General features: G+C 68.0%; 15 protein-coding genes. 4 read left to right on the plus strand and 11 right to left on the minus strand.

What is annotated here, in order from left to right:
• The 4 genes from ACLB1G_RS01530 to ACLB1G_RS01545 all read right to left on the minus strand — a co-directional run bounded on the left by ACLB1G_RS01530 (window position 1) and on the right by ACLB1G_RS01545 (window position 5,380).
• On the minus strand, window positions 1-210 hold the full coding sequence (locus ACLB1G_RS01530; RefSeq protein ID WP_491625412.1) for a DUF1656 domain-containing protein: 210 nt from the start codon (window positions 208-210) through the stop codon (window positions 1-3).
• Window positions 207-2,276: an FUSC family protein gene (locus ACLB1G_RS01535; protein ID WP_491625413.1), complete on the minus strand. Its 2,070-nt coding sequence runs from the start codon at window positions 2,274-2,276 to the stop codon at window positions 207-209. Before ACLB1G_RS01535 ends, ACLB1G_RS01530 begins: the two co-directional genes overlap by 4 nt.
• A 13-nt stretch (window positions 2,277-2,289) precedes the next feature.
• Window positions 2,290-2,757 (minus strand): MarR family winged helix-turn-helix transcriptional regulator, encoded by a 468-nt coding sequence (locus ACLB1G_RS01540; RefSeq protein WP_491625414.1) that lies wholly within the window; start codon window positions 2,755-2,757, stop codon window positions 2,290-2,292.
• Between the two features lie 61 nt (window positions 2,758-2,818).
• Window positions 2,819-5,380, minus strand: coding sequence for an EAL domain-containing protein (locus tag ACLB1G_RS01545; protein WP_491625415.1), 2,562 nt, complete (start codon window positions 5,378-5,380; stop codon window positions 2,819-2,821).
• Between the two features lie 201 nt (window positions 5,381-5,581).
• On the opposite strand from ACLB1G_RS01545, the gene ACLB1G_RS01550 reads away from it, so the two are divergent.
• Both ACLB1G_RS01550 and ACLB1G_RS01555 read left to right on the plus strand, forming a co-directional pair.
• Window positions 5,582-6,322, plus strand: coding sequence for a Crp/Fnr family transcriptional regulator (locus tag ACLB1G_RS01550; RefSeq protein WP_491625416.1), 741 nt, complete (start codon window positions 5,582-5,584; stop codon window positions 6,320-6,322).
• The gene (locus ACLB1G_RS01555; protein ID WP_491625417.1) at window positions 6,319-7,062 is read left to right on the plus strand and encodes a Crp/Fnr family transcriptional regulator; all 744 of its coding nucleotides are present in this window, start codon (window positions 6,319-6,321) and stop codon (window positions 7,060-7,062) included. Before ACLB1G_RS01550 ends, ACLB1G_RS01555 begins: the two co-directional genes overlap by 4 nt.
• A 25-nt stretch (window positions 7,063-7,087) precedes the next feature.
• On the opposite strand, the gene ACLB1G_RS01560 is transcribed toward ACLB1G_RS01555, so the two are convergent.
• The gene (locus tag ACLB1G_RS01560) at window positions 7,088-7,525 is read right to left on the minus strand and encodes a hypothetical protein (protein ID WP_491625418.1); all 438 of its coding nucleotides are present in this window, start codon (window positions 7,523-7,525) and stop codon (window positions 7,088-7,090) included.
• Between the two features lie 117 nt (window positions 7,526-7,642).
• Between ACLB1G_RS01560 and ACLB1G_RS01565 the strand changes: the two genes are divergently transcribed.
• A complete protein-coding gene (locus tag ACLB1G_RS01565) occupies window positions 7,643-8,551 on the plus strand; it encodes an SAM hydrolase/SAM-dependent halogenase family protein (protein WP_491625419.1) in 909 nt (302 codons plus the stop codon).
• Between the two features lie 9 nt (window positions 8,552-8,560).
• Here the strand turns inward: ACLB1G_RS01565 and ACLB1G_RS01570 are convergent, their stop codons facing one another.
• The 3 genes from ACLB1G_RS01570 to ACLB1G_RS01580 form a co-directional block, all read right to left on the minus strand.
• A complete protein-coding gene (locus ACLB1G_RS01570; RefSeq protein WP_491625420.1) occupies window positions 8,561-9,328 on the minus strand; it encodes a Crp/Fnr family transcriptional regulator in 768 nt (255 codons plus the stop codon).
• A 158-nt stretch (window positions 9,329-9,486) separates the two neighbouring features.
• A complete protein-coding gene (locus ACLB1G_RS01575; protein WP_491625421.1) occupies window positions 9,487-9,684 on the minus strand; it encodes a hypothetical protein in 198 nt (65 codons plus the stop codon).
• A gap of 50 nt (window positions 9,685-9,734) precedes the next feature.
• Window positions 9,735-10,871, minus strand: coding sequence for an esterase-like activity of phytase family protein (locus ACLB1G_RS01580; RefSeq protein WP_491625422.1), 1,137 nt, complete (start codon window positions 10,869-10,871; stop codon window positions 9,735-9,737).
• A 423-nt stretch (window positions 10,872-11,294) separates the two neighbouring features.
• On the opposite strand from ACLB1G_RS01580, the gene ACLB1G_RS01585 reads away from it, so the two are divergent.
• The gene (locus ACLB1G_RS01585) at window positions 11,295-12,452 is read left to right on the plus strand and encodes an aminotransferase class I/II-fold pyridoxal phosphate-dependent enzyme (protein WP_491625423.1); all 1,158 of its coding nucleotides are present in this window, start codon (window positions 11,295-11,297) and stop codon (window positions 12,450-12,452) included.
• Between the two features lie 116 nt (window positions 12,453-12,568).
• On the opposite strand, the gene ACLB1G_RS01590 is transcribed toward ACLB1G_RS01585, so the two are convergent.
• Genes ACLB1G_RS01590 through ACLB1G_RS01600 form a run of 3 tightly spaced genes read right to left on the minus strand, consistent with a single transcriptional unit; the run spans window position 12,569 to window position 16,682 of the window.
• Window positions 12,569-14,227: a methyl-accepting chemotaxis protein gene (locus tag ACLB1G_RS01590; RefSeq protein WP_491625424.1), complete on the minus strand. Its 1,659-nt coding sequence runs from the start codon at window positions 14,225-14,227 to the stop codon at window positions 12,569-12,571.
• 27 nt (window positions 14,228-14,254) lie between these two features.
• A complete protein-coding gene (locus ACLB1G_RS01595) occupies window positions 14,255-16,264 on the minus strand; it encodes a putative bifunctional diguanylate cyclase/phosphodiesterase (RefSeq protein ID WP_491625425.1) in 2,010 nt (669 codons plus the stop codon).
• A 37-nt stretch (window positions 16,265-16,301) separates the two neighbouring features.
• Complete coding sequence (locus tag ACLB1G_RS01600; protein WP_491625426.1) at window positions 16,302-16,682, minus strand: response regulator transcription factor; 381 nt, start codon at window positions 16,680-16,682, stop codon at window positions 16,302-16,304.
• Window positions 16,683-16,707: the final 25 nt, after the last annotated feature.

Raw genomic sequence — 16,707 nt, forward strand, 5'->3', positions numbered from 1 at the left:
TTAAATACCCCGTGTGGTGAGGAAGGTGGAAAAGCCGCCCAGCAGGATGAAGAACAGGGCGAATTCAAACAGGGCCGGATGCCATACCAGGCGGTACAAGCCCAGGTGCATCAGCAAGCGTCCCAGCGCGCGGGTGCAGATCAGTGCCAGCACGGCCAGCAGCAGCAAGGCGGGGACATACAGTCCGTACAGACTGAGTTCGGCGGTCATGGCGTGCTCTCCGTGGCCTTGGGTTGATAGGAAGCGGCGCGCGGGAACAGGTCGCGCCGCATGCTGGCCAGGGCGGCGGCAGCCAACGCGCCAGCCGCCCTGCCCTCGCTCCCGCCCATCCCGGCCGCGCAGACGCGGCGCAGGGTGGCGTCCAGGCTTTCCAGCAGGGCCGGGCCGGCGCTGGCGCCGGCGCGCGCGCCCACATAGCGGGCCACGCGCTGCAGCAAGGCTTGCAGCGGCACGCCGGCCGCCTCCAGCTGCGCCTGCATGCCGCGCAGTTGCGTGATGTGCAGGCCGACGCGCAGTTCGCGCAAGGTATCCACGGCGGCGGCGCGCGCCTCCGGGGTGGCATGGGCGATGGCCAGGCGCGGCATCAGCAGGCCGATACGGTCCACCACGCGCGCCGAGACCGCCAGCAGCGGCTGCGGCGCCGGGCCGGCTGCCATGCGGGCCAGCTCCTGCCGCGACTTGCGCAGCATACGGCGCGCCATCCAGTCGCCGCTGACGGTACGCACCAGGCGCGACACCACGCCGGCTGCGATATAGCCCAGCAGCTGGGCCAGCATGCTGTTGAGGAAGTTGGGCATATCCAGCGGGCCGGTGTCCTGCAGCGACAGGGTGCCGGCCATGCCGATCAAAAAGGCCATGGCCGGGCCGCCGGTGCTGGGCCGGCCCGCATAGGCCCCGGCCAGCAGGAACACGGGCGCGATGGCCAGCACCAGCATTTCGTAGCTGTGCACGGCCGGTAGTACGCCCAGGATGTACAGCGCCGACACCGGCATGGACAGCAGCGTGTAATGAAGGAATACTTTGATGGCCGGGACCGGGTCGTCCTGGGTGGCGAAGAAGCAGCAGAAGATCCCCGCCATCATGGGCATGGCGGCGCCGGCCGGCCATGCCGTCATGATCCAGAACCCGCAGCACAGCGCGATGGCCAGCACGGCCGCCAGCGCCGAACGCAGCGCCATGCCATGGTCGCGGTGCAGCACGGCCGGGGTCAGGTGCGGCGGCTGGATGGTGGGCGCGGCGCCCTCCATCACGGCGCCCACGCTGGCGCGCAGCGCCAGGCTGTCCGCGCAGGCGGCCACCAGGGCGTCCAGGCGCTGGCTGAGGTTGAGCCGCAAAATGTCGCTCCAGCTGGAATCGGGCGCCAGGGGCGGCGCCAGGGCGGCCAGTTCGGCGCGCAGGGCGGCGGCGCGGGCCGGGTCGGCGCCGTGGCCGGCGTTGACCCAGGCCGCGGTCTCGTCCAGCACTGCCTGCCAGCGCGGCGTCAGGCTGCCCGGGTCGATCTCGCGCAGGGTGGACAGGCGGTCGTCCACCGCCAGCAGCAGCGGCACCATGGTGGCCAGGCGGTCGTGCAGGCCGTGCACCATGCCGGCGGTCCAGCGTAAATGGCTGGTATCGAAAGGCAGGTGGGTGGACATGACGCGCATGTCGCTGATCTCGCCGGCCAGCGCCAAACGGGTATGCGCCGCCCTGGCCGGCGTGGTGCTGGCCGGCGCGAGGATATCGCACATCCAGCGCTGGGCGTCGGCGATGGCGCGGTCCAGCCGGCCCAGCACCGCCTTGCCCACGCCCTGCGGGAACACCAGCGAGTGCACCACGGTGGCAGACAGGATGCCGATGGTGATTTCCTCGACCCGGGCCAGCGCGCTGTCGAACACGGTGGACGGGTCGGACACGGCCGGAAAACCGATCAGGCCGGCCGTGTACCCGGCCAGCATGAACACATAGGAGCGCGGGGTGCGGTCCAGCAGCGACACATACAGGCACAGGCCCACCCAGCAGGCCAGGGCCAGCGACAGCAGCGCGGGCGCGTTGGCCAGCTGCGGCACCATGACGACGGTGGCCAGCGAACCGATGATGGTGCCGCACACGCGGAACAGCGCCTTGGAGCGCACCGCGCCGGAGAGCGGACTGGCCACGATGTAGGCCGTCATCATGGCCCAGAACGGGCGCGGCAAGCCGGCGGCCAGGGCCACGTACAGGGCCAGCATGGAGCCGGCGTAGCATTTGGCCGAAAACAGCAGCTCGGCGCCGGTGGGAGGCGAAAACCTGAACTTCATGCTGGCCGCCCGCTCAGGCCTTGCCGCGCCTGGCCAGCAAGTCGTCCAGCTGTATCAGCACCTTGACGCAGGCCTGGACGTCGGCCTGCGCCATGTCCTGGAACAGCTCGCGGCGGAACGGCACCAGCGCCATTTCCATGCGCTGCGCGCGGCGCTTGCCTTCCGGCGTCAGCGCCAGGGTCTTGGCGCGCCGGTCGCCGGGGTCGTCCTGGCGCAGCACCAGTCCGGCCGCCACCAGCTGGTCGATGATGCGCACCAGCGAGGGCGCCTCGATGCCCACCGCATCGGCCACCACGCCTGGGCGGACGCCGTCGCCCAGGCGGGCGATCATCACCATGGGCCAGGCGCTGGCATGGGACAGCTCGAATTCCCCCGCCAGCTGGTCGGCGACGGCCTTGTAGGCGCGCGCCGCGTGCACCAGCGTGTGGGTCAGTGTCATCAGGGTCTTGTCGTAATTCCTGTCGTCCGCGTCGTCCGCCATGTTGCATGCCAATATTTACTTAGGATCCTAAATATTAGCATGGAATTTAAATACTCGCAGGCTAGGCGGCCTGGCCTCCGCAGTCCGGTTCCAACAGCACCGCCAGGTCCTTGGCCAGCTTGGGCTTGCTGAAACAATAACCCTGTATCTGGTCGCAGCGCTGGGCACGCAGGAAGTCCAGCTGGGCCGGCCCTTCCACCCCTTCCGCCGTCACCTTGAGGCGCATGCTGTGCGCCAGCGCGATCACGGCGCTGGCGATGGCGGCGTCGTCGCTGTCGTTGGGGATGTCGTGCACGAAGCTGCGGTCTATCTTGAGCGAATGGATGGGGAAGCGCTTCAGGTAGGACAGGCTGGAATAGCCGCTGCCGAAATCGTCGATCGACAGCTGTATGCCCATGTCGGCCAGTTGCTGCATGACGGCGGTGGCGGCGTCCGGATTCTCCATCAGCACGCTTTCGGTGATTTCCAGCTCCAGCTTGCGCGGGTCGCAGCCGCTGGCGTGCAGCGCGTCCGACACCGTCTGCACCAGGTCCTGCTGCTTGAACTGCCGCGCCGACAGGTTGACCGCCATGCGCACGCTGCGCAGGCCTGCCCGCTCCCAGGCGGCCTGCTGGGCACAGGCGGTGCGCAGCACCCAGGCCCCGAGCGGCACGATCAAGCCGGTTTCCTCGGCCACCGGGATGAATTCGCCCGGCATCACCAGGGGACGGTGCGGCGGCTGCCAGCGCACCAGCGCCTCCACCCCAACGATCTGGCCGCTGGCCAGGTCGAGCTGGGGCTGGTACACCAGGTGGAATTCGCCGCGCTCCAGCGCGTGGCGCAGCGCGGCCTCCAGCTTGAGGCGGTCCAGGGTACGGGCATTCATGTCCTGGGCGTAGAACTGGAAGCTGTCGCCGCCCAGGCGCTTGGCGCGGTACATGGCGGCGTCCGCATTCTTCAGCAGCGAGGCCGCGTCGGCGCCGTCGCGCGGATACAGGCTGATGCCGATGCTGGCCACCGGCGCCACCTCGTGTCCGAACACGATGAAGGGCGCCTCCAGCGCATCGCGCACCTTCTGGCCCAGGGAGGCCACGTCATCGCTGCGCGCCACGTCCGACAGCAGCACCACGAATTCGTCGCCGCCCAGGCGCGCCACCGTGTCGCCCTGCCGCACGCTATGCTCCAGGCGCCGTCCCACCTCCATCAGCACATGGTCGCCGGCGTCGTGGCCCAGGCTGTCGTTGATGTTCTTGAAACGGTCCAGGTCGACGAACAGCAACCCCACCCAGCGTCCGGCCCGGCGCGCATGGGAGATGGCCTGCGACAGCCGGTCCAGCAGCAGGTTGCGGTTGGCCAGCCCGGTCAGGCCATCCTGGTTGGCCAGCTTGATCAGCTCCAGCTCGAAGCGCTTGCGCGGCGCGATATCCTCGATCACGGCGATCAGGCTGGCCTGGCCGTCACCCGTGTGCATGGGCGAGAAGCTGGCCTGCACCCAGACCATGCCGCCATCCTTGTGGCGGTAGCGCGCCTCGCGGCTGTAGGAGGGCACGCTGCCGTCCAGCAGGCCGCGCAACTGGCGCGCTTCGTCCTCGTGCTCCTCGGGCGAGGTCAGGTCGGCCAGGGTCATGCGCGCCAGCTCATGCTCGCCATAGCCCAGTATGGATTGCAGCTTGCGGTTGGTGCGCAGCCAGCAGCCGTCCGCCCCCAACTGCGCCAGGCCGACGGCGGCCTGGCCGAAGGCAACCCGGAAGCGCTCCTCGCTGTCGCGCAGGTCGGCGCGGGCGCGCAGCAGGGCCGTCACGTCCTCCATCATCACCATCAGGTAGCCATCACCGTCCAGCACACAGCGCGACAGCTTGCAGCGCAGGTGGCGCGGGGCCCGGCCCTGTTCCACGCTCAGCAGCAGCTCCTGCTGGTAGCCAGGATCGGCCAGCCCCAGCTCGATGCAGTCGCGCAGCAGCGCGTGCTGGACGAAGCGCACATAGGGCTGGCCCTGCACCGGCTCGTGCTCGCCGATGTCCAGCATGGCGCGGAAGGCCAGGTTCATGGTGCGCACGGCGCGGCGGCGGTCCAGCACCAGCACGCCGCTGGACATGCCGCCGATGATGTGTTCCGAATAGTTCTTCAGGCTCTCGAGCTGGCGCCGGCCCGACTCGATATAGGCGTCCAGCGCCAGGCCCAGGTCGAAGCAGACCCGCTTGAGCAGGGCGTCGAAGGTGGGCCAGATCTGCTGCGGCCGGTCGGCCAGCACCTCGTTGAGCACCGGCCACAGTTCAGCCAGGTAGGTGCGGTAGGCGCCGATATACCACTGCGGCGCCAGGCCGATGCGCTGGTGCGCCAGGCCCACCCGCAGGCGGTGATGGACATAGGCCTCGTCGATGGGATCACCGCTGAGCGAACTGAAATAGGCGCCCTGCACCTCACGCAGGCGTGCGCGGGCGTGCTCGTCGCCCAGCAGCGTGCGCAGCGCCGGCACTTCATCCAGATGGGCGTAGAACGCGTCCACCACGGCGCCGCGTTCCTGCTCCAGGCGCGCGTGCACGCGCTTGAGCAGCGCCAGGTCGCGCTCGCCGATCTGCAGAAAGGCCAGGCGCGCGCTCAATTGCTCCGGATCCGGCGCCATCCCGGCTGCTACCGCGTCCATGTCCTTCATCGCTCTCCACTCCCTTTGGTAATAAACGTTTTATATGGAGCAACACTTTATGGTGTTCCTACCTCATCGTCATGCAGGGATTCTGATCAGAATCAAGTAGGCCGCAAAAATTATTGTTATTTGCACCAGCAAGCTGCGCGTGTTTTGATCCAAATCAAAGGAATTAATGTTTCCACTAGTTATTCTGATCACATGAAACAAGCACTTGCCTTATCCACCTGGCCGGTCTCCGGCCCCTGCCGGGAATGCCGCGCCCGGCCCTTCTGCATTTCGCCGGATGGCGGCCTGGAAAGCGGCCTGGAAAGCGGCCTGGGCGCGGCACTGGGGCGCCAACTGCGCATAGCCCGGCACGAGACCCTGTACCGCGAAGGCCAGGGCTCGGCCAGCTGCTATGCGGTGCGCCACGGGAGCTTCAAGCTCACCGCCTGCAGTCCATCCGGCGAAGAGCGCATCGCCGGCTTTGCCTTCAACGGCGACTTGCTGGGGCTGGACGGCCTGGGCGGGCGGCCACTGCAGTACAACGCGGCCGCCATGGAAGACAGCGTGGTGTGCGAATTGTCGTGGGCCGCCCTGCTGGCCGAGCCCGCGCTGGCGGCCCATGTGCGCGCACGGCTGCGGCGCGCCATCCGCACCGAGCAGGATACGGCCCAGCTGCTGCGCCACACCCGCTCCGACCAGCGCCTGGCGGCCTATCTGGCGCACCTGTCGCAGCACTACCTGGCGCGCGGCTACGCGGCCGACGCCTTCCGCCTGCCGATGCGGCGCCAGGACATGGCCGACTACCTGAACCTGACGCCCGAATGCACCAGCCGCGCCCTGCACCAGCTGCGCAGCCTGGGCGTCCTGGGCGCGGACGGCGGCGGCATCCGCATCCTGGACCTGGCCGGCCTGCAGCATATCGCCTCGGGTGAGCCCATGAGGAGCGCAGCATGAGCGTACCTCCCAGGAACGACGGCGAGCAGTCCTGCGCGGCCTGCGTGGCGCGCCAGCTGTGCATGGGCGAGGCCGGCGCCGGCTGCATCCAGGAGATCGCGCGGCTGGTGGTGGCGCGCCATTGCCTGCAGCGCGGCGAGGCGCTGTACCAGGCCGGCGATGCGGTGCAGGACCGCTTCTACGCCGTGTGCGGCGGCGCCTTCAAGCTGTACCAGCTGGACGGCCAGCTGCGCCAGCGCGTGGCGGCCTTCGCCCAGGCCGGCAATTACCTGGGACTGGAAGCGGGCGAGCTGGAATACCATGCCTACAGCGCCGTGGCGCTGGAGCCGGCGCTGGTGTGTGAATTTTCGACCCGCGCCGTGGAACGGGCGGCGCGGGCCGGCCTGCTGTGCGGCTGGCTGGAGGCGGCGACCGCGGACACGCTGCGCCAGCGCCTGGCCGTCACCCGCATGCTGCGCGGCGCCAGCGCGGCCCAGCGCCTGGCCGGCATGCTGCTGGAGCTGTCGCAGGGCATGAGCATGCGCGGCCAGGCGGCACTGCAGCTGCGCCTGCCGATGTCGCGCCAGGATATGGCCGACTACCTGGGCCTGACCGGCGAGACCGTCAGCCGCCTGCTGGGGCGCATGCGCAAGGCGGGCTGCCTGGAAATAGGCGGCAGCAGGCTGTCGATACTGGACCCGGGGCGCCTGCGGCGCATCGCGGCCGGCGCCGAGAACGAACAGGGCGCCGTGCTCACCTAAGCAGGCCATCGCTGGGCTGAAAGGGCTAGCTGCAACTGTTCGCGGTAAAACAGCTGATGACGACTGCTGCTGCAACAAGCAGGAGCAGAAATCCCCCGTCGCGGTAGAGCTTGTCGCCCAGCTCGCTCAACTGCTTGTCATTGAATTTGACATAGTCGCGTTTCCACAGCTTGCCCGCTTGCTCGATCATATACAGATTGTCCCCGCCATCAATGGAAACCCCTGAATAGAATTCCAAGGACCGTCCCTCCAGGCTGGCGCGCCGTTCACAGTACAAGGTAAATCGCCCGTGGTACGGTGTGGCAAATATCACGACGATGACCAGCCAGACCAGCAATATGAAGGTGTGCGGGCCGCAGCTCATATCGAGATCCGGGCGGAGTTCACTCCCCCGGCACTGTCCGTGACAGAGAGTCCTGGCAAGCTGTAAGTAACGGCGAATGTCATCATGACCTTTGAACATGATCCTATACAGATGTGTCAGGATATCCGAAAACAGTGTTCAAGAGATCGGCAACGCGACGGTAACATCCCTTGTGGACTGCCTTATAATTTTTAAAACAAACCCGCCAAGGATGCCATGAAGAAAATACACAAACTCGTCGCTGCGGCCTGCCTCGCCCTCCTCGCGGCCCAGGTCCAGGCCCGTTCCGCGCTGGTGCTGCTGACCGACTTCGGCACCGGCGACGGCGCCGTCTCCGCCATGCACGGCGTGGCCTACGGAGTCGATCCGGCCCTGACCGTGTCCGACCTGACCCACCAGATCCCGGATTACGACATCTGGCTGGGCGCCTACCGCCTGTACCAGACCGCCAACTACTGGCCCGAGGGCAGCGTGTTCGTGGCGGTGGTCGATCCGGGCGTGGGCACCAGCCGCAGGTCGGTGGTGCTCAAGACCCGGGCCGGCCGCTATTTCGTCGGCCCGGACAACGGCTTGTTCACCCTGATCGCGCAGCGCGACGGCGTGGCCGGCCTGCGCCAGATCGATGAAAACGTCAACCGCCTGCCCGGCTCGCGCGAGTCCTACACCTTCCACGGCCGCGACGTCTATGCCTACACGGGCGCCCGCCTGGCTTCCGGCCAGATCACGTTTGAACAGGTGGGGCCCGAGCTGCCGGCCGACAGCGTCGTCAAGCTGGCCTACCGGCAGCCCACACGCAGCGGCAACGGCGTGCGCGGCATCATTCCCGTGCTGGATGAGAAATACGGCAATGTCTGGACCAATATACCGAAGGCGCTGCTGGACGAACTGGGCGTGGCCGAGCATGACAGGCTGGAAGTGAAGATTTATCACGGCGGCAAACAGGCAGCCAGGGTAGTGGCGCCGTTCGAGCACACCTTCGGCGCTGTGGCCAAGGGCCAGCCACTGGTCTACCTGAACAGCCTGCTGGAGGTGGCGGTGGCCATCAGCCAGGGCAATTTCGCCGAACGCCACCAGGTGGCGTCCGGCCTGGATTGGGAAATCGAAGTCAGGAAACTGGACAAATAAACCGGCACATCAGGCGTTGAGCATGGCCGCGCGGGCCGCCTGGTAGCAGTGGCCGGCGCGCTTTTCCATGGCCTCGCGGTCCAGGATCACCACGGTGCCGCGGCGGTATTCGATCATGCCCTCTTCCTGCAGCTTGCCGGCTGCGCCGGTGATGCTTTCGCGGCGCACGCCCAGCATGTTGGCGATCAGCTCCTGGGTCACTTTCAGCTCGTTGGAGACGGAACGGTCCAGGCGCTCCAGCAGCCAGCGGCACAGCTGCTGCTCGATGTTGCTGTGGCGGCTGCCGGCCACGGTCTGCACGATCTGCGCGAACAGGGCGCTGGTGTGGCGCATCAGCTGCTGGCCCAGCGGGCCGCCGGCATAGATGGCTTCACGCAGCACCTCGGCCTTCACGCGGTAGCCGTAGCCGGCGCTCTGCACCACGGCGCAGAAGGTGGCCAGCTCGTTGGGATACATGGACACCCCCACCACGCCTTCATGGCCAACCACGGCCACCTCGGTGGTGGCGCCGTCTTCCATCACGTGCTGCAGGGAGACGATGGCGTTGGTGGGGAAATAGGCGTATTCCATCTTGCCGCCCAGCTCGAACAGGCGCTTGCCTGCGGGCAGCGGCACCAGGTCCAGGTACTGGAACAAGCCCATCAGGTCATCGCGCGACAGGCCGCGCAGCAGGTCGTTCTGCTGAGCGCCGGTGATGCTGATGGCGCGGGCGCCGGCCAGAGTATCGGTCTGGGCGGCCAGGGTGTGGACGGTGGTGCGGCTAGCGGCGGTTTCCATGGCGTTCAACATTGCGGACCTCTCTCGGTAGATGGATGCCGATGCATATCGGCGGTATGGATGACACTTTATCTACACGAGACCGGCAAGAGGATAGGAGCACTGTCAGACGTTTTGTAGTCAGCATGGATGACAGATTGTCATCCTTGTCCTACGCTTCAATGGAGGTAGCGCTGCTGCAGGGCGTGGGCGGCGGCCAGCTCCAGGTTGCGCTGGACCAGCCGCTCCCAGGCCCGGGCCCAGCGCGCGGCGCGCTGGCATTCCTCGGGCGTGGACGAGACCAGTACCCGTTCGGTGGCGATTTTCTGCCGGCGCAGCGCATAGGCAGTGGAATGCAGGCGGTTCATGAGACGCATTCTCGTCCCTCCCGGTCCCGTCCGCAGTGCGCTACCCCACCCTGCGGCGTTCAGGGCAGCACTTCGAACAACAGGAACTGGGTGACCTGGCCGGGGTTGAAGTTATCGTCCGAAACCAGCACCAGGGTGTCGTGGCCGTTGGCCAGGCGCGGGCCCCAGGACATGCCCTCGATATTGTCGATCTGCGGCAGGCCCAGCGTGTTCAGGTCCAGCACCAGGCGCTTGCGCGCCGGCGCGAACCTGGCGCCGCCCAGCGCCTCGACATCCTTCACGTCGGTGGCGCCCTGCACGTCGATTTCATACAGCCGCACGTAGCAACGGTAGCTGCCGTCGGCCTGCTGCACGCCGGCCCGTTCCAGCACGTACAGGCGGCGTCCGTCCAGCGCCAGGATTTCAGAGACGCCGTTGTCGGCCGCCTTGCCGGGCGCCGGGGCGTGCGGTATCGGGTCCAGCGGATAGGCGTACTGCGCCAGCACCCTGCCATCACGGTCCAGCTGGGTGATGCGCGACAGCGCACCGGACTGCGGGGTCGGCAGCGGGCCGTCCTGGTAGGTGGGCGCCTCCATGCCCAACCACAGGGTGCGGCCGTCCGGGGCGAAGCTCAGGCCCTCGAAGGAGACATTGTCGCGCGCGCCATACTCGCGCTGCGGCCAGACCCGGAACATGGCCGGCGTGGCCAGCGTGGACAGGTAAGCGCCATCGGCCCGGGCGTGGCGCACGAAAGGCTGGAAGCCCAGTGTACGGTCGCCCTCGCTGGAATACCAGATGCTGCCGTCGCGCGGATCGTAGCGCATGGATTCGATGTCGGGCACCTCGCCGCCGTTTCTGGCCACCGTATCGGTACCTGGATAGGGCTTGCCATCCTGCTGGCGCAGCAGGTGCACGCCGGTCAGCTGCACCGAGCGGAACGCCTGGCCGTCATAGTCCAGGCGCGCCGTGTAGTAGCGGGCCGGATTGACGGCGGAGCGGTCATCGCTTTCCAGCAGCCAGCTGCCGCTGGCGGGATCATAGTCGATGCCGGACAAGCCGCCCACCGTGGTGCCGCCATAGCCGGACTTGTGCGGCAAGCGCTGTTCGCCGATGAAGCGCAGGCTGGCGCCGGACGCATGGCCGGGCGGGAGTCGGGGCGGCGCGCAGGCCGCCAGCGCCAGGGCCAAACCCAGGGCGGGCAAGAAGGTCAAACGCATAAAGCTCCGGAAGCACGCAAAAAAGTCAAAAAAGGCAGGATAGCAGCCGCTACCGGCGCGCACAAGCGGCCGCGCTGGCACATGGGGGGCTGCTATACAATGGCGGATACGGGGGCGGCTACGGGAGCCGATACGGGGGCGGCCACGGGACGGCTATGGGGGGCTATGGGGCGGCTATGGGAGCCGATACGGTGCTAACCACCGTGCCGGATGCCGTGCACAGTACAGGCGCCAGCCACCACGCATGCAACCCAGGCCGATTACAAACGAGCAACGGCGGCTGGCGGAAGTAGCATAACACAATTAACTAAATATTATTGTTACGATTGTAACTTTCATGTCAGCCAAGCATCGAAAACTCATCTATATTGTGGCGCTTCGCCACGGTAGCACACTATCCAAACATCAGCTAATAATTTATTAATGAATAGTCTACCCCGTTCCGGGCTCGAACCCTTCCACGCCATCGCCATCAGCAAGCAAGCCCACGCCATGAAGGCGCAAGGCAGGTCCATCATCCACATGGAATTCGGGCAGCCGTCGACCGGCGCCCCTGCCGCCGCCATCGCCCGCGCGCACGAGATCCTGGATAGCGACCACATGGGCTATTGGGAAAGCGCGCCCCTCAAGCAGCGCATGGCGCAGCACTACCAGGAGCAATACGGGCTGGAGATCGCTCCGGAGCGCTTCGTGCTCACCTGCGGCGCATCGCCGGCGCTGGTGCTGGCGCTTGCTTCCGTGTTCGCACCGGGGGCGCGGGTGGCGCTGGCGCGGCCCGGCTATGTGGCCTACCGCAACACGCTCAAGGCCCTGCACCTGGAGCCGGTGGAAATCGCCTGCGCCCCGGAGGTGCGCTTCCAGCTGACGGCGGCCGCGCTGGCGGCGCTGGAACCGGCGCCGGCCGGCGTGATCATCGCCAGCCCGGCCAACCCGACCGGCACCATCATCGCCCCCGATGAACTGGCCGCCATCGCGCGGGTGTGCCGCGAACGCGGCATCCGCATCATTTCGGACGAAATCTACCATGGCCTCAGCTATGCCGAGCCGGCCCAGACCATCCTGGCCCACGCACCGCAGGCGCTGGTGGTGAGCAGCTTTTCCAAGTACTTCAGCATGGCCGGCTGGCGCCTGGGCTGGCTGCTGGTGCCGGCGGAGCACATCGAGCGCGCCCAGGCCTATTGCGGCAACCTGTTCCTCACGCCGCCCTCGCTCAGCCAGCACGCGGCGCTGGCCGCGTTTACCCAGCTGGATGTGCTGCAAGGCCACCTGCAGGTGTACCGCGAGAACCGCCGCCTGCTGCTGGACGCCCTGCCCGGCCTGGGCCTGAACGCCATCGCGCCGCCGGACGGCGCCTTTTACATCTATGCCAGCATCGCCCACCTGACCGGCGACAGCCTGGATTTCTGCCAGCGCCTGCTGGCAGAAACCGGCGTGGCCACGGCGCCGGGCATCGACTTCGACCCGGTGGACGGACGCCATTTCATCCGCTTCAGCTTTGCCGTGTCCACCCCGGAAATCGCCGAGGCCATTGCGCGCCTTCGGCCTTTCTTCGCGGCGCAGCCGGCGCGCCCGGCCAGTTAAAACCCGTTTCAACATGAGCAGGGCCAGGCGCGGCCAAAGCCGGGGCGACGCAGACAGTGCGCCAGCACGGCAAGGTGCGGCAACGGCGCCATGGTCCTTTTGAAACGGGTTATCAGTCAGACCAGGCCCGCAACATAGGCAGGGCGCCGTGGCGCCGGCTGGCGCGCCGCGCGCGGCGGCCGCACCTTGCGCACCGCCTCCATCTCGATCACGTCCTGGCCGGCCGGATCGGCCAGCCGGAACAGGTCCACGCTGCGCGCCAGCCGCTGCGCCTGCCCGCTGAGCGACACGGTGGCCGCCAGCGATTCCTCGGCCAGGGCTGCATTCTGCTGGGTATTGCCATCAAGCTCGGCCAGGCTGGCGTTGACCTGGCGCAGGCCGCTGCTCTGCTCGCGGTTGCCCACGCTGATATCGGCCACCAGGGCCGCCACCTGGCGCACCCCGGCCGTCACCTCGTTGATGACGGCGCTGGCGCGGTGCACCACCTGGCCGCCCTGCTCCACCTGCGCCAGCGAGGCGGCGATCAGCTGCCGGATCTCGCGCGCCGACTGGGCGCTGCTGTGCGCCAGGCTGCGCACCTCGCCCGCCACCACGGCAAAGCCGCGCCCCTGCTCACCGGCGCGGGCCGCCTCCACCGAGGCGTTCAACGCCAGCAGATTGGTCTGGAAGGCAATGCCGTCCATGACCCCCACGATGTCGCCGATGCGGCGCGCGGCGCCGGCGATGCCGTCCATGGTGCTGCGTATGCCCTGCACGGCCGTCTCCGCCTCCTGCGCCACTTGCGCGGTCTGCTCCATCACGGCGTGGGCGCGCACCGACTGGTCGGCGTTGTGGCACACGGTGGCCGTCAGTTGCCCGACGGTGGCCGCGGTCTGCTCCAGCGCGGCGGCCTGGCGCTCGCTGCGCCTGGCCAGGTCGCCGGTGCCGGCGCTGATCTGGGCCGAGGCGGCGGCAACGCTATCGGCACCGGCGCGCACCTGGCCCACCATCTGCTGCAACTGCAGGTTCATGGCGTGCAGGGCGCGCAGCAGCTCGCCGGTCTCGTCGCGCCACTCCACCATGGCGCCGCTGCGCAGGTCGCCGCTGGCCACGCGCTGCGCCACCTCGACCGCCATGCGCAGCGGCCCGGCGATGCGGGCCGCCACCCAGGCGGCCAGCAGCATGCCCAGCGCCACGGTGGCCGCCACCAGGCCGACAATCAGGGTGCGCGAGCGGGCATAGGCTTGCGCGGCCGAGGCGGCGGCCGCCGCGCTGCCGGCCTCGTTGGCCTGCACCAGCTGGTTGACCAGGCCGGCCGCCTGGAAGTTATACTGGCGCGACTCGCCGCGCACCAGGGCCAGGGCTCCCGCATGGTCGCCGGCCCGGTCCAGCGCCACCACGCGCCGCGCCGCCGCCCGGTAGGACTCCAGCGCCGAGCGGAAACTCAGGAACTCGGCCTGCGCTCCAGCCGCGCGCGGCTGGTCCGCGTAGTCCTGCACGGCCGCCATCAGAGTGGCCATCTGGGCCTTCATCTGCGCTTCGTAGTAATCGAACTCACCGGCCTCGCGCGACAGCACATGCTGCAATTCATAGGTGCGGAAGCGCAGCAGCCCTGCCTTGATTTCCAGCACGCTGCGCGTGGCGGGACTCCAGCGCTGGGTGATCTCGCCATTGACGCGGTTCAGATGCTGCAGCTGCAGGAAGCAGAACACGCCCAGCGCGGCGGTCAGGACCAGCACGGCCGCCACGGCGGCAATCAGCTTGTGGGCGATTTTCAAGTGGTGGAACCAGTTCATGGCTATCTCCGGTGATCGGTTGAACGGTCAGGCCGCCTGCAGTTGCAGGCTGCCTTCCAGGAATGTGCGGGCCGCCTCCGCCGGCAGCGGCCGGCTATAGTGGTAGCCCTGGATTTCGTCACACTGCCACTTGTGCAGCAGGGCGCGCTGGGTCTCGGTTTCCACGCCCTCGGCTATGACCGTCAGCCCCAGGCTGTGGCCCAGGCTGATGGTGGCCTGGACGATGGCGCTCTGCTCGGTCACGGCGCTCATGTTGCGCACGAAAGACTGGTCTATCTTGAGCTTGTGGATGGGGAAGCGGCTCAGGTAGGCCAGGCTGGAATAGCCGGTGCCGAAGTCGTCGATCGACAAGCGCAGCCCCAGGGCGCGCAGGCGCTCCAGCAGCGCAATGGCGCTTTCGGCGTTTTCCATCATGACCCCTTCGGTGATCTCCAGCTCCAGGCAGGATGCCGGGATGCCGCTGGCGGCCAGCAGCGCTTCGACGTGCTGCAGGAAGCCGGGCGCGGCGAACTGGCGCGGCGAGATGTTGACCGCCACCGTGGGCACGCTGCCGCACAGATCCTGCCACTGCGCCAGCTGGCGGCACACCTCCTCCAGTACCCATTCGCCGATGGCGACGATCTGGCCCGATTCCTCGGCCAGCGGGATGAACTGGGCCGGGGACACCAGCTCGCCATTCCGGCGCCAGCGTATCAGGGCCTCGAAGCCGACCAGCGCGCCATCGTGCAGGGCCTGCTGCGGCTGGTAGTGCAGTTCCAGCTCGCGGCGGTCGATGGCGTGGCGCAGCTGGGCTTCCAGCTCCAGGCGCTGCCCTGCCTGGGCGTTCAGGTGGCCGGAATAGCGCACCAGGGTGTCGCCGCCAGCCTGGCGGGCCGCCTGCAGGGCGGCGTCGGCGTTGCGCAGCAGGACCTCCGGCTCGGCGCCGTCCATCGGATAGCACACGGCGCCCAGGCTGAGGGTGGTGTACACCTCATGGCCCTGGCACACATAGGGCAGGCCGACTTCCTCGCGCAGGGCCGAGATGGCGGCGTCGAATTCCGGACTGTCGCGGCGCCATTGGTAGAGGATGGCGAAATTGGCCCCGTCCAGGCGGTACACCTCGCCGCCGCTGGCCTCGGCGGACTGGCGGATCCGGCGGGCCAGGCCCTTGATCATGCGGTCGCCGAAGCTGTGGCCGTAGCCGCCGACGATGCGCGAGAAGCGGTCTATGGTGCCCAGCACCACGGTATGCGGCCGCGCCGGCAGGCCGCGCAGGCGGGCCTCGAACGAGCGGCGGTGGGCCAGGCCGGTGAGCGGGTCGTGGCCGGCATGGTGCTCCAGCTGGCGCTCGACGCGGTAGCGGGCCCACACGTGGTAGAGCAGGAAGCCGCTGGTCAGCAATGCCAGGATATCGAACAGGTGCACCAGGCGCGTCATGCCGTCCACATTGCGCACGGCCATGCCGCCGCTCTCGTAGATGGCCTGCTGCGCGCCCTGCTCCAGCGCGCCGACCTCGGCGCGCAGCTGCTTGACATCCTGGTTCATCTGGTAAAGCACACCGCGCGCAGCAGCCGGCGAGACTGCCATTTCCTGCTCGAAGCGCGGCGTGCGGGCCACGATGCGCGCGTAGTTCTGATGCAGGGCGGCCAGCTCCGGGCTATCGCCCAGGCTGGTCCGCAACTGTTCGTAGTCCGCCTCCAGCTCACCGCGCACCATGGGTTCCAGCATCTGGAAGCGCTCATGGGTGATCGATTCCGTGTACAGCTTGTCGAGCGCGAGCTGGTAGCGCAGCACGGCGCTGTCGAAGTTGGCCAGGTGGCGCAGCTGCGGGATCTTCTGGTCCAGCAGCGGCGCGGCGTTGCGGCGGATGGCGCCGGCGGTCTGCTCCATCACCACCGACAGCGCGATGCTGGCGGCAATCACGGCCAGCAACAGGCCATACACAGCCCAGCGGGCGCGCTGGACGGCGAAGTTCCACCAGCCGCCCTGCGGGCTGTACAAGCCGGCGCCGTGCACGGCGTGGGACAGGAGGGGGGCATTGCTCATGACGGTGCTCATACGGGACTCCCTGGTGGTGGGTGGGGGGGACGGCGTATCAGGGGGCGCCGCAGGCCTGGCGCACGCAGCGCATCAGGTCATTGGCCTGGAACGGCTTGCTCAGGAAGCAGCAGGCACCGGACTGCAGGGCGCGCTGGCGTACCGAGGCTTCGGGGAAGGCGGTCAGCACGATCAGCGGCACCTGGCAGCCGCTGCGGCGCAGCTGTTCCAGCAGGTCCAGGCCGCTCATGCCCGGCATCTGCAGGTCGGTGATGATGCACGCGCATTGCTGCTGGCCGCCGGCGTCCAGCAGCGCTTCGGCGCTCTCGTAGCCATCGGTCTCGTAGCCGTAGGAGCGCAGCAGGCTGCTGACGGCGCTGCGCACCGGCTCATGGTCGTCGACGAGGGCGATTCGATAAAGGTTGGTGGAAAGGTTCACTGCATACTCCCTGGTACTGACGGCG

The sequence above is a fragment of the Duganella kummerowiae genome (assembly GCF_053572355.1).

What these genes read in the sequence shown, in the direction of transcription:
- ACLB1G_RS01545 (WP_491625415.1), bottom strand. Translation starts at nt 5,380, where the DNA reads ATGGACGCGGTAGCAGCCGGGATGGCGCCGGATCCGGAGCAATTGAGC.
- ACLB1G_RS01535 (WP_491625413.1), bottom strand. Translation starts at nt 2,276, where the DNA reads ATGAAGTTCAGGTTTTCGCCTCCCACCGGCGCCGAGCTGCTGTTTTCG.
- ACLB1G_RS01530 (WP_491625412.1), bottom strand. Translation starts at nt 210, where the DNA reads ATGACCGCCGAACTCAGTCTGTACGGACTGTATGTCCCCGCCTTGCTG.
- ACLB1G_RS01560 (WP_491625418.1), bottom strand. Translation starts at nt 7,525, where the DNA reads ATGTTCAAAGGTCATGATGACATTCGCCGTTACTTACAGCTTGCCAGG.
- ACLB1G_RS01570 (WP_491625420.1), bottom strand. Translation starts at nt 9,328, where the DNA reads ATGGAAACCGCCGCTAGCCGCACCACCGTCCACACCCTGGCCGCCCAG.
- ACLB1G_RS01575 (WP_491625421.1), bottom strand. Translation starts at nt 9,684, where the DNA reads ATGCGTCTCATGAACCGCCTGCATTCCACTGCCTATGCGCTGCGCCGG.
- ACLB1G_RS01550 (WP_491625416.1), top strand. Translation starts at nt 5,582, where the DNA reads ATGAAACAAGCACTTGCCTTATCCACCTGGCCGGTCTCCGGCCCCTGC.
- ACLB1G_RS01565 (WP_491625419.1), top strand. Translation starts at nt 7,643, where the DNA reads ATGAAGAAAATACACAAACTCGTCGCTGCGGCCTGCCTCGCCCTCCTC.
- ACLB1G_RS01580 (WP_491625422.1), bottom strand. Translation starts at nt 10,871, where the DNA reads ATGCGTTTGACCTTCTTGCCCGCCCTGGGTTTGGCCCTGGCGCTGGCG.
- ACLB1G_RS01590 (WP_491625424.1), bottom strand. Translation starts at nt 14,227, where the DNA reads ATGAACTGGTTCCACCACTTGAAAATCGCCCACAAGCTGATTGCCGCC.
- ACLB1G_RS01540 (WP_491625414.1), bottom strand. Translation starts at nt 2,757, where the DNA reads ATGGCGGACGACGCGGACGACAGGAATTACGACAAGACCCTGATGACA.
- ACLB1G_RS01585 (WP_491625423.1), top strand. Translation starts at nt 11,295, where the DNA reads ATGAATAGTCTACCCCGTTCCGGGCTCGAACCCTTCCACGCCATCGCC.
- ACLB1G_RS01555 (WP_491625417.1), top strand. Translation starts at nt 6,319, where the DNA reads ATGAGCGTACCTCCCAGGAACGACGGCGAGCAGTCCTGCGCGGCCTGC.
- ACLB1G_RS01595 (WP_491625425.1), bottom strand. Translation starts at nt 16,264, where the DNA reads ATGAGCACCGTCATGAGCAATGCCCCCCTCCTGTCCCACGCCGTGCAC.